Annotated in this window: 15 protein-coding genes and 1 tRNA gene; 8 read left to right on the top strand and 8 right to left on the bottom strand. The window is 56.0% G+C overall.

The features are described 5' to 3' along the window. Window positions 1-590 precede the first annotated feature (590 nt). The gene (locus ACSBQS_RS12760; RefSeq protein ID WP_197665957.1) at window positions 591-1,244 is read left to right on the top strand and encodes a helix-turn-helix domain-containing protein; all 654 of its coding nucleotides are present in this window, start codon (window positions 591-593) and stop codon (window positions 1,242-1,244) included. Beyond that, entirely contained in the window at window positions 1,245-1,733 is a 489-nt protein-coding gene (locus ACSBQS_RS12755) for a hypothetical protein (RefSeq protein WP_089194996.1), read from the top strand. On the opposite strand, the gene ACSBQS_RS12750 is transcribed toward ACSBQS_RS12755, so the two are convergent. The 3 genes from ACSBQS_RS12750 to ACSBQS_RS12740 form a co-directional block, all read right to left on the bottom strand. Further along, window positions 1,726-2,457: a metallophosphoesterase family protein gene (locus ACSBQS_RS12750; protein ID WP_197665958.1), complete on the bottom strand. Its 732-nt coding sequence runs from the start codon at window positions 2,455-2,457 to the stop codon at window positions 1,726-1,728. The two genes, ACSBQS_RS12755 and ACSBQS_RS12750, sit on opposite strands and share 8 nt — an antisense overlap. Window positions 2,458-2,474: 17 nt before the next feature. Beyond that, window positions 2,475-3,137 carry a VUT family protein gene (locus tag ACSBQS_RS12745; protein ID WP_046896345.1) on the bottom strand — a complete coding sequence of 221 codons (663 nt, stop codon included), beginning with the start codon at window positions 3,135-3,137 and terminating at the stop codon, window positions 2,475-2,477. 390 nt (window positions 3,138-3,527) lie between these two features. Continuing rightward, entirely contained in the window at window positions 3,528-4,439 is a 912-nt protein-coding gene (locus ACSBQS_RS12740; RefSeq protein WP_033643831.1) for a LysR family transcriptional regulator, read from the bottom strand. 125 nt (window positions 4,440-4,564) lie between these two features. On the opposite strand from ACSBQS_RS12740, the gene mhbT reads away from it, so the two are divergent. Genes mhbT through maiA form a run of 4 tightly spaced genes read left to right on the top strand, consistent with a single transcriptional unit; the run spans window position 4,565 to window position 8,353 of the window. Further along, complete coding sequence (gene mhbT, locus ACSBQS_RS12735; RefSeq protein WP_047025320.1) at window positions 4,565-5,914, top strand: 3-hydroxybenzoate transporter MhbT; 1,350 nt, start codon at window positions 4,565-4,567, stop codon at window positions 5,912-5,914. A 19-nt stretch (window positions 5,915-5,933) separates the two neighbouring features. Continuing rightward, entirely contained in the window at window positions 5,934-6,971 is a 1,038-nt protein-coding gene (gtdA, locus tag ACSBQS_RS12730; RefSeq protein ID WP_089192036.1) for a gentisate 1,2-dioxygenase, read from the top strand. A gap of 15 nt (window positions 6,972-6,986) precedes the next feature. Further along, entirely contained in the window at window positions 6,987-7,688 is a 702-nt protein-coding gene (locus ACSBQS_RS12725) for a fumarylacetoacetate hydrolase family protein (RefSeq protein ID WP_047025322.1), read from the top strand. 20 nt (window positions 7,689-7,708) lie between these two features. After that, window positions 7,709-8,353, top strand: a complete 645-nt coding sequence (gene maiA, locus ACSBQS_RS12720) for a maleylacetoacetate isomerase (RefSeq protein WP_033643826.1) — start codon at window positions 7,709-7,711, stop codon at window positions 8,351-8,353. A gap of 138 nt (window positions 8,354-8,491) precedes the next feature. On the opposite strand, the gene ACSBQS_RS12715 is transcribed toward maiA, so the two are convergent. The 3 genes from ACSBQS_RS12715 to ACSBQS_RS12705 form a co-directional block, all read right to left on the bottom strand. Further along, window positions 8,492-8,568, bottom strand: a tRNA-Pro gene (locus ACSBQS_RS12715). A 78-nt stretch (window positions 8,569-8,646) separates the two neighbouring features. Beyond that, window positions 8,647-10,428: an LPS biosynthesis-modulating metalloenzyme YejM gene (yejM, locus tag ACSBQS_RS12710; RefSeq protein WP_033652524.1), complete on the bottom strand. Its 1,782-nt coding sequence runs from the start codon at window positions 10,426-10,428 to the stop codon at window positions 8,647-8,649. A 9-nt stretch (window positions 10,429-10,437) separates the two neighbouring features. Next, a complete protein-coding gene (locus ACSBQS_RS12705) occupies window positions 10,438-10,665 on the bottom strand; it encodes a YejL family protein (RefSeq protein WP_004935782.1) in 228 nt (75 codons plus the stop codon). 211 nt (window positions 10,666-10,876) lie between these two features. Here ACSBQS_RS12705 and yejK point away from each other — a divergent pair, with 211 nt between their 5' ends. Beyond that, on the top strand, window positions 10,877-11,884 hold the full coding sequence (gene yejK, locus ACSBQS_RS12700) for a nucleoid-associated protein YejK (RefSeq protein WP_042785067.1): 1,008 nt from the start codon (window positions 10,877-10,879) through the stop codon (window positions 11,882-11,884). 84 nt (window positions 11,885-11,968) lie between these two features. On the opposite strand, the gene rplY is transcribed toward yejK, so the two are convergent. Further along, a complete protein-coding gene (rplY, locus tag ACSBQS_RS12695; RefSeq protein ID WP_004935776.1) occupies window positions 11,969-12,253 on the bottom strand; it encodes a 50S ribosomal protein L25 in 285 nt (94 codons plus the stop codon). Window positions 12,254-12,415: 162 nt separating this feature from the next. Then, complete coding sequence (locus tag ACSBQS_RS12690; RefSeq protein WP_434990704.1) at window positions 12,416-14,173, bottom strand: DEAD/DEAH box helicase; 1,758 nt, start codon at window positions 14,171-14,173, stop codon at window positions 12,416-12,418. Window positions 14,174-14,489: 316 nt separating this feature from the next. On the opposite strand from ACSBQS_RS12690, the gene rsuA reads away from it, so the two are divergent. After that, window positions 14,490-15,203: a 16S rRNA pseudouridine(516) synthase RsuA gene (gene rsuA / locus ACSBQS_RS12685; protein WP_033652527.1), complete on the top strand. Its 714-nt coding sequence runs from the start codon at window positions 14,490-14,492 to the stop codon at window positions 15,201-15,203. The last annotated feature ends 40 nt before the right edge of the window (window positions 15,204-15,243 follow it).

Genomic DNA, 15,243 nt, shown 5'->3' with positions numbered 1-15,243 from the left:
TCCCCGCTCGCTTCGCGCGTTGAATCTTCAAAGGACGTGATTATCCCCCCGGTGCCTGTGTTTTTCTCCTGTACAACTCAGTACGTAGGGCGGTGGCGCCGGGCTGGGTGCTCCCTGGTGTTGGGGGCCCGACGCCACCTTTCTGGTCGCCGTTCTTGGCATAAAATCGATTAACGCAGGTATGTACCGGAACTCGACGTTACGGACCCTGACGCTGCTCCTTCGTGTTCTGAAGGAGAAAAAATCCCGAGTGTTAGGCAATAGTCGCTCTATGAGCGCTGAATAAAACATTCATCTCATTTTCTTTAAAATTATTGAACCGGGATGCGTCTTGCTCTCCAGGTTGGCTTCTGCGCGTTAAATTGCTGCGGAGTTAAGGTAGCGTTTTTATAAGTAAATTGAATTATTTCAATGGCAGCCAGTCGCGTTCGTCAAGAACGGTGGTTTTTAATAAAATTGTTTTATTACAATGGTTTTTCTGTTTTTTCATATACCTTTCGCCCTGAGCCATTGTCATGATCACCCTGTAAGTGGTTTAATGTTTTTAAATTCACTTTAATGACGCTAAAGTATAGGGTTAAAACATTATAATGCAACTAAACAACATTAAAATATCAGAAGAAAATGGTATGTCATTGAAAATGATTGGTGAAAACCTCACTTACCTCATGCGCATGCACGGGATTGACGCCAGTCGGTTGAGCTGCGAAACAGGGATAGGTATTGCCACGATCAATAATCTGAGGAAAGGCGTGGGGAATCCCACGATCGCCACGCTTGCGTCAATTGGTGAGTTTTTCAGCGTAAAAGTAGGGGAGCTGACTGACAAGGATTTAAGCGCCGCGGGAGAGGGTAAACACAATGCGAGATCGCTTCCGCTCATTAGCTACAGCGATGTAGAGCGTTTCTTGGCCAACACGATCAGAACGGCAGATACCTATACGACAGAAGTCGATGACATGGCGGACGATTCGCTGTTTGTGGTAGAGATAACGAATAATTCACTGTCGCCTGAATTAGACCGTGGAACGTATTGTGTGATCTCCCTCAAGGAGCCATTTTGCGATGGCGATATCGTCTTGGTTAAGCTGAAAAATTACCCAATATGTTTAAGGCGAGTTTTTGTTTCCGACGACGACTTGTTGTTTACAAACATCTCATTAGATTCAGATAGCAGTGTGAAGTCCTATAGCGATTATGCGATCGTCGGTGTTCTATTGAAAACGATAAAGAGGCTGAAATAAATGGATTTATTTAAAATAATGAGAAAGTTAAGAAAGATATACTCTCCCAGTTACCTATACACGTTAGATCGTAGCGTTATCCGAACGGCGGATGGATATTGGCTTTTCAAAGAGTTTGGCACCCATACTTTCGTGAAAAAAAACTGGGGGCAACTCATTGAGGGCGATTTTCTCAGGCACGTTAACCCGAAAGACATCGCTTTTATCGCCGAGACCGAATCTAAGATAAAAGTCGCCTCGGCCAAACTGTCGATTCATGAAGAGAAACGAAACTGTATGTGGACGTTGAAAAATGACGTTGACTCGATATCAATATCAGGGGCGGATTTTCTAAGGGATCGTGATCTTGTTGACAAAACGGAGTCCCTGGATGCGACAAAAATAGCCTTTTATGCCGGGGTAAAGGAAGGCAGAGCACTCTCTGCCTCATTGAAAAATGCAAAGAAAAGTGACGGATATAAAAAAACAATACTGACGTTGATTAAATAAACCAGGGTTCGACGTGAATATGCTTATCGAAGGTAATCACGCTGAAAGCCGAATTGTCTATGGTACTGACATCGCTTGTGCCGTTTTTCCATTGCGAACAAATCGCCGGGGAAACAGAGATTAAGGTTTCCCCCAGCTTTCTTTGGAATAACGTATGTGCATGGCCTGAGCCGATAAACTTAACGTTTAATCGTTGGCAGAGGCTCAAAAACTCCTCAGCATTGCTTAACATACAACTATCAACAATGGGCGTGCCTACAGGAATAGGGTGATGATGTAGGAAGACGGCGATCTTTTTATTGCCGCTCGAGACTATGGCTTTTTCAAGCGTTTCGAGCGAATGCGTCGAGACCCTGCCGAAATCTTCATTATCGACCACCGAGTCGATGCTGAGCATGCGCCATTCGTCATCTTCAAACGAGTTTATATCATAGCTGCCGCCCTGTTTACGGGCTTCATCGTCCAGGTTTTTTTTGTTGTCGTGATTGCCTGGGAATAGATAGAAAGGTAATGTAGTGCGATTCATTATTTTAAAGAAGCGCTCATAAGAGGGAATATCGCCATCATGAGAGATGTCACCTGTCACAATGATTAAGTCGGCATTGATTTTGTCGGCATTGGCGTTAATGAAGTCAATCGCCCTTTCGAAATTAGCAAGATGCTTCGAAGCCAGCGCGCTTGCATTAGGCATAATATGTATGTCACTAATCTGAATTACTTTCATGCTATACCCTGTTGATATTACTTAAATGGATTGTATGAAGTGCCCCAATCATAGTGATCGGTGTTTTCTATCTTCTTCACCCACTCGACTAAGGCGATAGCGAGCGGTAGCAATACAATAGAGACGACAACTTTATAAGACCACGTCGTGCTTATGATGTTAACCAACTCTATAAAGGTATATTTTCCTGAAAGACTTATCGGATAGGCTGTCAGCAACAGGGCGGCCTGTGTAGACATGGAACCAACAATATATCGGATAAAGAAGTATTTTCCTGAGAAAATAATCTTCATCTTTGAAATAATAAATCCATTGACGAAATAAGCGACCGGAACGGACACCCAGGTGCCTATCATGACTCGCCAAAACTCATGGTATAAAGAATAATAGTGCGTGGCGATATCATTGTTTTCTGGCTGAATAACGGCTGAGAGATTAAGTATTATGACATATAAGCTTTGGCAGAACACCATGATCCATATTGCTCTTACCGACAATTTATAGCCGTAAACCTCAGTCAGCAATGTTGATATCAAGAAACACAAGGAGAATACAATGCCGCTTGCCGTTATTTTAAAACCATAGATATCAAAGACCTTATAAACCAACGTGTCGCAGGTGATCATAATGGTCACCGTCAGGCCAACAAAAAGGCCATAGAGCTTGAGATTTCCTTGCATTTTTACTCCTTATTTAGTCCGTGTTCTTCTGTTATTAATTATCCATACTTATTTAACGCGCAAATTACGCAACCCGCGAGTCGCGTAATGAGACGCGAATAATGTCACATGACCATCATGTCTCTTTATTCAAGCAAGACAACAACGCCTTCCCCCCTGCGTGCCCGGCTGGCGAGAGCGCCACGCCAAGTTTTGCGGAGAATGCTGATGGCCTGTTCGGCGGGAAGAGAGGATTTTACCCTAATCCATTAATATTGCTAATGAATATATTGCCTGGTTCACGCAGTGTCAATCAAGAACGAAGGGCACAGCAAACCGTGGCCGTGAAAAGTCGCTGCGCAGGTTGTTACGGAATTTAAGGGTAGCCACAACCGGGGCGGGGGCCGGTTTTTATCTGGCCTGCGTCAGCAGCTGCAAAAAGCGGCTCAGTGCGGCAAAAGGCGGCTCGCTGTTGCGCCAGAAAACACCCACGCTGCCTTTCTGCTCAATCTTCGGCAGGTTCAGAATCGCCAGTTGCCCCTGGCTGGCATAACGCTGCGCCAGCCGTAGTGAAAGAATGGAGATCATGTCGCTGCTTTGCAGCAGGTTGGTGCTGACGTTCATCGATGCCGATTCAACCGTGTTTTCAGGCAGCATCACGCCGTTATCTGCCAACGCATTATCGATGCTGAGGCGGATTGGCGTGCCGGTCGGCCAGACTATCCAGCGCCAGTGGGTGAGATCGTGCCAGGTGAGGGAGGCGGATTTTGCCAGCGGATGGTGAGGGCGGGCAACGAAGCATACCGGTTCGGTGTAGAGCACTTGATAGTTGAGCGGCAGTTGCAGCGCCCGCCCCCCGACGCGGCCCACGACGACATCCACCGCGCCCGCGAGCAGATCGTGCAGCAGGGGGGTCATCACCTTTTCCTCAATATTGAGATGCAGCGTCGGCATTTCTTGCAGCAGGCTCAATATGGCCTGCGAAACGCAGTCGGTCGCCACCGGCGAGCAGCCGATTTTCAGGCTTCCCACCAGCCCGCCTTGCTTAAAGCGGGCGATTTCAGACTGCGAACGCTCCAGATCATTGATCAAACGCTGCGCATGCTGAAGCAGCAATTTCCCCCCCTCGGAGGGGCGTAGCCCTTTGCTATGCCGCTCAAAGAGCGTGAGCCCAATCTCATCTTCGAGCTGCGACAACCATTTTGACAGAGCGGGTTGGGAGATGTTCATCATCCGCGCAACGTGGGTCAGATTTCCCTGTTCACCCAATGCCACCAACATTTGCAGATGGTGCAGCTTCAATTTCTGCGCCCAGTTCGCCATTTGCTATAACCCTCCGGTTATGTCTCCGCCCGAAAAGCCATTGTACATTTTATCGCTAAAGATACAAATTCGTAACATACCTAAAACAACACAGACATCTCCCTACCTGCTCCGAGGCGCTCACTATGACTCAACGGCGTGATTTACAAGCACTGATCGACGCAGCCCCTATCGGCAAGACGCAGTGGCGCGTCATTCTCTGCTGCTTTTTGGTGGTGATGCTCGATGGTTTTGACACCGCCGCCATTGGTTTCATCGCGCCCGACATCCGCGCCCAGTGGCAACTGTCCGCCGGCGAACTGGCCCCGCTGTTTGGCGCGGGGTTGCTGGGATTGACGGCGGGCGCGCTGCTTTGCGGCCCGCTTTCTGACCGCTTTGGCCGCAAGCGCGTCATCGAACTTTGCGTGGCGCTGTTTGGCGCGCTGAGCCTGATTTCGGCCTTCTCCCCCGATCTGCAAACGCTGGTCGTTTTGCGTTTTCTCACCGGCCTGGGCCTGGGGGGCGCGATGCCGAACACCATCACGATGACCTCTGAATATCTGCCCGCTCGCCGCCGTGGCGCGCTGGTCACGCTGATGTTCTGCGGTTTCACGCTCGGTTCGGCCCTGGGCGGGATCGTCAGCGCCCAACTGGTGCCGAGGGTGGGGTGGTCCGGCATTTTGGTGCTTGGCGGCGTCTTGCCGTTGATGCTCTTTGCGGCGCTGCTGTTTGCCCTGCCGGAATCCCCGCGCTGGCAGATTCGCCGCCAACTGCCGCAAAAGGTGATTGCCAAAACGGTCAGCGCCATGACTGGCGAGTGGGATGAAGAGACCCATTTTTATCTGAACGAAGCCGCCACGTCGGCCAAAGGCAGCATCAGCCCGCTGTTCGCCGGCCGCCAGTTGCGCATCACCCTCATGCTCTGGGCGGTTTTTTTCATGAGCATGCTGATCATCTACCTGCTCTCCAGCTGGATGCCGACGCTGCTTAACCACCGCGGTATTGATCTGCGGCATGCCTCCTGGGTGACCGCTGCTTTCCAGATAGGCGGCACGGTGGGCGCGCTGGGGCTGGGCGTGTTGATGGACAAATGCAATCCCTTCCGGGTGTTGGCGGTGAGCTACGCCTTGGGCGCCGTGTGTATCGTCATGATTGGCCTGAGCGAGAACGGCCTGTGGCAAATGGCGCTGGCCATCTTCGGCACCGGCATCGGCATCAGCGGGTCGCAGGTCGGGCTGAATGCTTTGACCGCCACGCTCTATCCGACGCAAAGCCGGGCGACGGGCGTCAGCTGGTCCAATGCCATTGGCCGCTGCGGCGCGATTGTCGGCTCGCTTTCCGGCGGCGTGATGATGGCGATGAATTTCTCATTCGATACGCTATTTTTCATTATTGCCCTTCCGGCGGCGCTCAGTACGGTGATGTTAATGCTGCTGACGGCTGTCGTTCGTCTGTCTGCCCCAGCCCCTGACACGTTGCCTCGCGCAGCGTCGTGAATGAAAAAGGAGAATCCCTATGCCTGAACGCCATCAGGATGTTAACCCCAGCCGCCAGCAGTTTTACCGGCAGATTTCCGGGCAGAACCTGACCCCGTTGTGGGAGTCGCTGCACCATCTGGTGCCGTCAACGCCGAATGCAAACTGCGCCCCGGCTTACTGGAACTATCAGGAGATTCGCCCGCACCTGCTGGCCAGCGGCGAGTTGATTGGCGCCAAAGAAGCAGTGCGCCGCGTGCTGGTGCTGGAAAACCCGATGTTGCGCGGACAAGCCGCCATCACCCCGACGCTGTACGCCGGCTTGCAGTTGATCATGCCGGGCGAAATTGCGCCGAGCCATCGCCATAATCAGTCCGCGTTGCGTTTTATCGTCGAAGGGAAAGGGGCGTTTACCGCCGTTGACGGCGAACGAACGCAAATGCATGAAGGCGACTTCATTTTGACGCCGCAGTGGCGCTGGCACGATCACGGCAATCCCGGCGCTGAGCCGGTGGTATGGCTGGACGGGCTGGATTTGCCGCTGGTGAATCTGCTGGGCTGCGGTTTCGCGGAAGACTATCCGCAAGAACAGCAGCCCGTGACGCGCCGGGAGGGGGACTATTTACCGCGTTATGCGGCCAATATGTTGCCGCTGCGCCATCAGAAAGGCAACTCATCGCCCATTTTCAACTACCGCTACGATCGCAGCCGCGAAACGCTGTACGACCTCACCCGCATGGGGGACGCCGACGAGTGGGACGGCTACAAGATGCGCTACGTCAATCCGGTGACCGGCGGCTATCCCATGCCCTCGATGGGCGCCTTTCTGCAACTGTTGCCGAAAGGCTTTTCCTCACGAAAGGCGCGCACCACGGACAGCACCCTCTACCACGTGGTGGAAGGGCGCGGCCAGGTCAGCATCGGCAACGAAACCCTTCACTTTTCGGCAAAAGATATCTTTGTGGCGCCGACCTGGTTCGACGTGTCGTTTCAGGCGGATGAAGACACCGTGTTATTCAGTTTTTCGGACCGGCCGGTTCAGGAAGCCCTGGGGCTGTTCCGTGAAGCACGTTATTAATTTGGGAGAGACAAAATGACGCAATACGTATTTGCACCGCCAGCCCCCGTGACTGTTCCTGTCGTGGGGAGTGATAAACAGTTCCCCGTGCGCCGTGTCTACTGCGTCGGGCGCAACTATGCCGCCCATGCTCGCGAAATGGGCTTTGATCCGGATCGTGAGCCGCCGTTCTTCTTCTGCAAGCCTGCCGATGCGGTGGTGCCGGTGGCGGCCGGCGAAACGCTGGCGCTGCCGTATCCGGCGCAAACGGACAACTATCACTACGAAATCGAACTGGTGGTGGCGATTGGCAAACGGGGGAGCGATATTCCGTTGGAAAAGGCGCATGAATATATCTGGGGATATGCCACGGGCCTGGATATGACCCGCCGCGATCGGCAGATGGACATGCGTCAAATGGGGCGCCCATGGGAAATCGGTAAGTCGTTCGATCTCTCTGCGCCCATCGCGCCACTGCATAAAGCCGGCGACAGCGCAGACGTCAACCATGCGCCTATCTGGCTGCAGGTCAATGGCAGCGATCGTCAGCGCAGCGACATCCGTCATCTGATCTGGTCGGTGAATGAAACCATCAGCTATCTGTCCGGCTTTTTTGAGCTGCAGCCCGGCGATCTGATTTTTACCGGCACGCCGGAAGGGGTGGGGGCGGTGGTGAAAGGCGATGTGATTACCGGGAATGTAGAGGGGCTTACCCCTATCGCCGTGAAGATTGTCTGAGGCTGATTCTGAGGTGAATGATGAAGCTGTACAGTTTTTTTAATAGCTCTGCGTCCTACCGCGTGCGCATTGCGCTGGCGCTGAAAGGTATCCATTACCAGACGGTGGGCGTCAATATTCGCATCGGGCAGCAGAATGAGCTGGCTTATCGGCGTATGAACCCGGTCGGGCTGGTGCCGACGCTACTCACGGACGACGGCGAGTCTCTCAGCCAGTCGCTGGCGATTACCGACTGGCTGGATCGCCATTTCCCCCAGTCGCCGCTGTTGCCGACGGCCGATCCGGCGCGCAGCCGGGTACTGGAAATCGTTTATGTCATCGCTTGCGATATTCACCCGGTCAATAACCTACGGGTGTTACGCTACCTGAGTGAAGAGCTGAAGGTGAGTGAGGAAGAGAAAAAACGCTGGTATGCGCACTGGATCCGGCAAGGGCTGAGCGCCGTGGAACAGCTGTTGCTCCAGAGGCCGCCAGGGCCCTTCTGCGTTGGCGACAGCCCGACGTTGGCGGATTGCTGCCTGATCCCTCAGTGGGCGAATGCCCTGCGGATGGGGTGCGATCTGAGCGGGTACCCGCGCTGTAAAGCGATTTACGACGCTTGTACTCAGCTCCCGGCGTTCATCGCCGCAGCGCCCGAAAACCAACAAGACAAAATCTCAGCCTGAGCCTGGTAAAGAGAAAGGCCGTCGCGAAAGCGAGGCGCGCAATGATCGTTGGGGGAGACAGTGGCGCAGCGGCTGCGCTTTCATCCTCTCGACGTGCAGACGAAAAAAAACCTGCTGTTACAGCAGGTTTTTTGAATTTGGTCGGCATGAGAGGATTCGAACCTCCGACCCCCGACACCCCATGACGGTGCGCTACCAGGCTGCGCTACATGCCGACGCTATGAAAAATCATACTACCGATTCTCGATGTTTATGCAAGCGCCTTACCACTTGATTGCTTTAGTTTTAAGCAGTTAGTTGGCGATAAAGCGTTTTACATCGGTCAGCACCTGCAACAGCAGAGCAAGCTGCGGTTTCTCATCTTTTATTTCATCGCCGTTCTGATCATAGACGCGATAGTTGCCGCTGTTGTCCAGCATCAGCGTCTGCGTCGGCGTGGTGATCACCAGCTGGTTGCCATCGCCGGTGGCGATCCAGTTGTTGCGGCGCTGGGCGGTAAACAGATCTTCGCCCTGCGAATAGTCTTTCGGCGCGGTTTTCACGTGCAGTAACCGTTGCATCAAGGTACGCATCACGTCGTTATGGCCGGTCAGCTTGTTGATGGTCTGCGCCGGCGTGCCCGGCCAGTGGATCACCAGCGGCACCTGCAGCTGCGCCTGGTTGAAGGCGGTGCCGGCGCCCCATTGGCCTTTGCCGCTGTCGTTGAACTCGACGCCGTGCTCGGCGGTGATCACCACCACGGTTTTATCCAGCAGGCCGCGCTGTTTCAGGGTGTCCAGCACCTGGGCTATCTGGGCGTCCACGTCCTGAGCGCCGGTGCGATAGCGTTGGATAAAATCGGCCGGCGCCGGAGTTTTAGCGCCTTCGGCCGGCTCGGCGCCGCTAAAGTTGATATAGGAGAACCACGGCTCTTTGTCGCCCTGGTCCGTCAGCCAACGTTGCCATTGCTGCGTGGTTTGCGCGTCGCTTTGCGGCGCCGGCGTCGGCAGCGAGAAGTCGGTCAACAGGGCCTGACGGTACAGGCTGGCGTTGAAGCCATCGGACGAGAACAGCCCCAGTTGGTAACCCTGCTCGCCGAGCGCGTTGATCAGCGCCGACGGCTTGCGGCCGGCGAGCACGCTGTCCAGATAGGTCGGGGAAATGCCGTAGAACAGGCCGAACAGCCCGGTGTCGGCGTGGTTGCCCGAGCTGTAGTGATCGCTGAAGCGCACGTTTTCCTGGGCGAAACGCGTCAGCGTCGGCATGTCCTGCGCCACGTCTTTGGCGCGAATGCCGTCCACCACGATCATCAGTAGGTTATAGCCGCTGCCTTTATCGCCGTAGCTGAGATCGCTGAGCGGGTACTCCACCGCCACCGCTTCCGGATTGCCCTGTTGCACCAGGCGGCGTTCATATTCCTGCTGATCGAGCAGGCCGTGTTTTTCGAGGAACTTGCGCGCGGTCATCGGGTACGAGAGCGGCAGGTTGGCCCGCTGCATGGTGATCGGGCGATAGAAGTTGGCGTCGGCCCAGATGTAAATCAGGTGCGAGGCGAAAAAGGCGCTGATGAACAGCGCCGCCAGCGGCTTGCCGAAACGGCGGCGGTTCAGGCTGCGCAGCTTCTGCCAGCTCCAGGTGCCGAACAGCATCTCCACCAGGAAGATCACCGGCACGCAGATAAACATCAGCTGCCAGTCGCGCGACAGCTCGCTTTGATCCGGGTTGACCACCAGATCCCACACCACCGGATTGAGGTGCAGGTGGAAATGGGAGAACACCTCGCTGTCGACCAGCAACAGCGTGAGCCCGGCGGTGGCCAGCGCGGCGGAAATAAATCGCAGCAGCCGCTGCGACATCACCACGAAGGTGAGCGGGAAGATCACCAGCAAGTAGCCGGCGAACACGATAAAGCTGAAATGCCCCAGCAGGCTGACCAGGGCATAGACCCGGCCCAGCAGGGAAGCGGGCCAGTCGGTGACAAACAGGTAGCGGCTGCCCAGCCCAAGGGCGAGCAGGATGTTGAATAAGGCGAACCAGTGCCCCCAGCTGATCATCTGGGAGACTTTTTCACGATAACGCTGACGGTTTGTCACCATAAATAAATATTAATGCGCTTTATCTTCACGGACAGAAGCCTGCAGGGCTTCCGCGAACGATCTCGCCAGGGTTTTCCGCTGCGCGGGGGCAACGCTGGTGTTGATCAAATTAGTGACCATATTGCCCAGCACCATCAGGGAAAGATCGGTGGGGGTATGGTGTTTTTCCAGAACATTGACCAGCTCTGAGAGCAGTTGTTCAACGTGTTCGTCACTGTAACGGGATGATTGTGGCATAAAATTGCGCTTAGTAATCTGCAAAGTGCCCTATCTTACCGTATAGGACAGTGATTTTCCGCTCTTTTATCACTTCCTGTCATTCGGGAAAGGGTTCGCCTGCGACGGGGCCGCTCACCGCTGCGCCTTTCCGGTTTGCCGCGGTTTTTTAGTATTGCAGGGCGGGGCCTTCAGTGTTTGAATACGCGCCTAAAGAACAGGAGGATTTACCATGAGTCTGGATATCGACCAGATCGCTCTGCACCAGTTGGTGAAACGCGACGAGCAAACGCTGGACGTGGTGCTGCGCGATTCCTTGCTTCCCACCAACGCGGCGGTGGAAGAAATGATGGCGGAACTGCATCGCGTCTACAGCGCCAAGAGCAAGGCCCTGGGCTTGTTCAACGAGGGCAGCGAGCTGGCGGAAGCGCTGCGCACTTGCCGCAAGGACGATAAGGACTTTCTGGCTTTCAGCCGCGCGGCGACCGGCCGTCTGCGCGACGAACTGGCGAAGTATCCCTTCGCCGAAGGCGGCGTGGTGCTGTTCGGCCAATACCGTTATCTGGCGGTCGAGTACCTGCTGATCGCGGTGCTGAACAGCCGTAACAGCATGCGCGTCAACGAAGAGCTGGATATCAACACTACGCACTATCTGGACATCAACAACGCCGATATCGTTGCGCGCATCGATCTGACCGAGTGGGAAACCAACCCGGAATCGACCCGCTACCTGACCTTCCTGCGCGGGCGCGTGGGCCGCAAGGTCGCCGACTTCTTCATGGACTTCCTGGCGGCGTCCGAAGGGTTGGACACCAAGGCGCAAAACCGCGGGCTACTGCAGGCGGTGGATGACTACTGCGCCGACGCGCAGCTGGACAAGAATGAGCGCCAGTCGGTGCGCCAGCAGGTGTACAGCTACTGCAACGAACAGCTGCAGGCGGGTGAAGAGATCGAACTGCAGGCGCTGTCGCAGGAGCTGTCGCCGGTCGGTGAGAAAGACTTTATGCAGTTCTCCAGCGAGCAAGGCTATCAGCTGGAAGACAGCTTCCCGGCGGATCGCGGCACGCTGCGCCAGCTGACCAAATTCGCCGGCAGCGGCGGCGGTATCAGTCTGAACTTCGACGCCATGCTGCTGGGGGAGCGCATTTTCTGGGATGCGGCCACCGACACGCTGACCATCAGAGGCACGCCGCCGAACCTGCGCGATCAGCTGCAGCGCCGGACCGGCAGCGGCAAGTAAGCTTGCCGAATCGCAGACAATAAAAAACGCCGCAATTGCGGCGTTCTTTATTTCGGCGTCCCGAAAGGTTCGAAAACGTAGCGATTAAACGCGAACGAAGTCGATGTGAGCCAGTTTTGGCTTGAACGGGTGACGCTGTACAGCCTGAACCTTAACTTTGGTTTCTTTACCGTCGATAACCAGAGTTACTGCTTCGCTGTAGAATTCTGGTTTAGCTTCCATGTTCTTGACAGAATCATGATCCAATTCGATGGAAACTGCAGCTTCTTTGCCACCGTAAACGATAGCTGGGAATTTGTTTGCTGCACGCAGGCGGCGGCTCGCACCTTTACCCTGGTCTTTACGTACTTCTGCATTGATAGTGAACATTGTTTTTTCTCTTAAAAGAAAATTTACCCTGCTACAGGCGACCCAAGTAGCAAGTTCGGAATTCCGCTTTAACACTGGGCAGGCCCAGGTAAAGCGCGCGGCATTTTAACGGAAAGCCGCCCGCAGGGCAACGAAAACCTGCCCAGATTGAGGGCCGTTCGCTCAGGCCAACTGATTGGCGCGGCGGAAACGGCCTTGATAATCGAACACTTTCTCACGCACCTGCCAAAACTGCCCGCGCTTGCGTGCCACCACGAAATCCGGATGGCGCAGCGCTTGCTGTTGCGCCAGCACGTCGGCGGCGGTGTGCCAGGCGAACGGCACGCCCGGCGCGCGCTGGTGCGGGCGCAGGAACAGCATCTCGAACGCTTTGCGCTGCGCCGGCGTCTGCAGGCGGAAGCGCTCGCTGGTGCTGGTACCGTCCTCGTCGTAATAGGTGGCCTTCAGCCATTCGCCCTTATCGTCGCGGCCGCTTTGCAACTCCATGCCGCCGCAGCGCAGCACCAGCGCGTCTTTCAGCTTCAGCGCCGCCTTCAGCATGTCGTCGGGATCGACCAACACCTCCTGACACTGATGGCAGCGGCGTGCGGCGATGTCGTTCTCCGCGCCGCAGTGCGGGCAGCTCTTGAACCGGAAGCGGTAATCGCACTGTTCGCGGTGGCCGTCGTCGTCCTCCAGCCAGCCCTGGCAGCGGCGGCCGTAGTGTTCGATGATGTCGCCGTTTTCGGTGCACTTGCCCCAGAACAGGTTGGCGAAACCGCAGGCCGGGCAGAACACCTGCACCGGCTGGCTGTCGCCGTGCGGCTTGCTGACGCCGACCTCCGGCGTAAACAGATCGTGCGGGTTGCCGGCGTAGTCGAGGATCAGGCAATCCTTTTTGTCGGGCGCCAAACGCAGCCCGCGCCCGACGATCTGCTGATACAGGCTGACGGACTCGGTGGGGCGCAGGATAGCGATCAGATCGACGTGCGGCGCGTCGAAACCGGTGGTCAATACCGCCACGTTGACCAGATAGCGCAGATGCTGCTGTTTGAACGCCTCGATGAGCGCATCGCGCTCGGCGGGCGGCGTTTCGGCGCTGACCAGCGCGGCTTCGCCGTTCGGCAGCAGGCCGTGGATCTCACGGGCGTGCTCGACGGTGGCGGCGAAGATCATCACGCCTTTGCGATCGTCGGCGTACTCCACAATCTGGCTGATGATGTGCGGCGTGACGCGGTTTTGCCGCTTCAGCTCACGGTTCAGATCCGCTTCGCTGAACAGGCCGTTGCTTCTGGCTTCCAGCCTGCTGAAGTCATATTGCACGATCGGCATATCCAGCCGCTCCGGCGGCACCAGGAAGCCATTCTTGATCATGTAGCGCAGCGGCAGCTCGTAGATGCAGTCGCGAAACAGACTGGCGCCGTCGCCGCGGGTGAAACCGTGGTAGTGGTACTGATAAATCCAGCCTTTGCCCAGCCTGTACGGCGTGGCGGTCAGCCCCAGCAGCCGCAATTGCGGGTTGGTTTTCTGCAGGTGCTGGATGATTTGCTGGTACTGGCTGTCGTCGTCGTCGCTGATGCGATGGCATTCATCGACGATCAGCAGCGAAAAGGCGCCGTCGAACAGCGGCAGGTTGCGCGCCACCGACTGCACGCTGCCGAACACCACCTTGCCTGCGCTCTCTTTTTGTTGCAACCCGGCGGCGAAGATGTCCGCCTCCAGGCCGTAGGCGCAGTATTTGGCGTGGTTTTGCGCCACCAGTTCCTTGACGTGCGCCAACACCAGCACTCGCCCACGGGCGCGCTTCGCCAGCTCGGCGATCACCAGGCTTTTGCCGGCGCCGGTCGGCAGCACGATCAGCGCCGGCTCGGGATGCCGCCGGAAATGGTTGATGGTGGCTTCGACCGCTTCCAGTTGGTAGGGGCGTAGGGTAAAGGCCATAAATGAACGCCGTAGGTTGGAATGGGCCGCGGGGGTTAGGTTTGTCAGCGCTGTTGCCACAGAAACGCTGACATTTTACGCCCCGGGCGACCGAGAAATGTCTATATTATGCCTTCTGAGCGCGCGCGGTGCGAGAAGCGTGAAAATTACCCCTGTCGGGCAGCGCGTTGTGCCGCTATACTCGTGTGACAGCAATCGCTGTGCCCCCACGCGATTTCCCCCCTGAGCCTGCCATTTGCACCCGGTGCAACGGCGGGCGTCATATTTTGGCAATACGATCAATGCGATCATAACAACGACAGGCAAAGCAGATCCCATGCGATTGGACAAGTTTTTATCTCAGCAGTTAGGCATCAGCCGTGCGCTGGTCGCGCGCGAACTTCGGGCTAAACGCGTCACCGTAGACGGTGAGGTGGTGAAGAGCGGGGCTGTCAAACTGACCCCGGAACAAGAGGTGGCGTTCGACGGCAATCCGCTGCAGCAGCAGAACGGCCCGCGCTATTTCATGCTTAACAAACCGCAGGGTTACGTCTGCTCCACCGACGATCCCGATCATCCGACGGTGCTGTACTTCCTCGATGAGCCGGTCGCGTACAAACTGCACGCCGCCGGGCGGCTGGATATCGACACCACCGGGCTGGTGCTGATGACTGACGACGGCCAGTGGTCGCACCGCGTCACCTCGCCGCGCCACCACTGCGAGAAAACCTATCTGGTGACGCTGGAGCACCCGCTGGCGGAAGACACCGCGCAGCGTTTCGCCGCAGGGGTGCAACTGCACAACGAGAAAGATCTGACGCGGCCGGCGACGCTGGAGCAGGTTGACGAGCATGTGGTGCGCCTGACCATCAGCGAAGGGCGCTACCACCAGGTGAAGCGGATGTTCGCTGCGGTCGGCAATCGGGTGATCGAATTGCACCGTGAGCGCATCGGCGCCATCGTGCTGGATGACGATCTTGCGCCGGGCGAATATCGCCCACTGACCGAAGAAGAGATCGCCAGCGTGGGCGCGCCGCACCTGCAGGACTGATAACCGATCATTGATTGCGGCCGATTAAGGAGTCGTGGAA

It is taken from the genome of Serratia sp. H402Y, from assembly GCF_051172415.1.
GTDB lineage: Bacteria > Pseudomonadota > Gammaproteobacteria > Enterobacterales > Enterobacteriaceae > Serratia > Serratia ureilytica.
The sequence above is the reverse complement of the archived record's forward strand: the minus strand, read 5'-3'. Positions and strand labels throughout refer to the sequence as shown.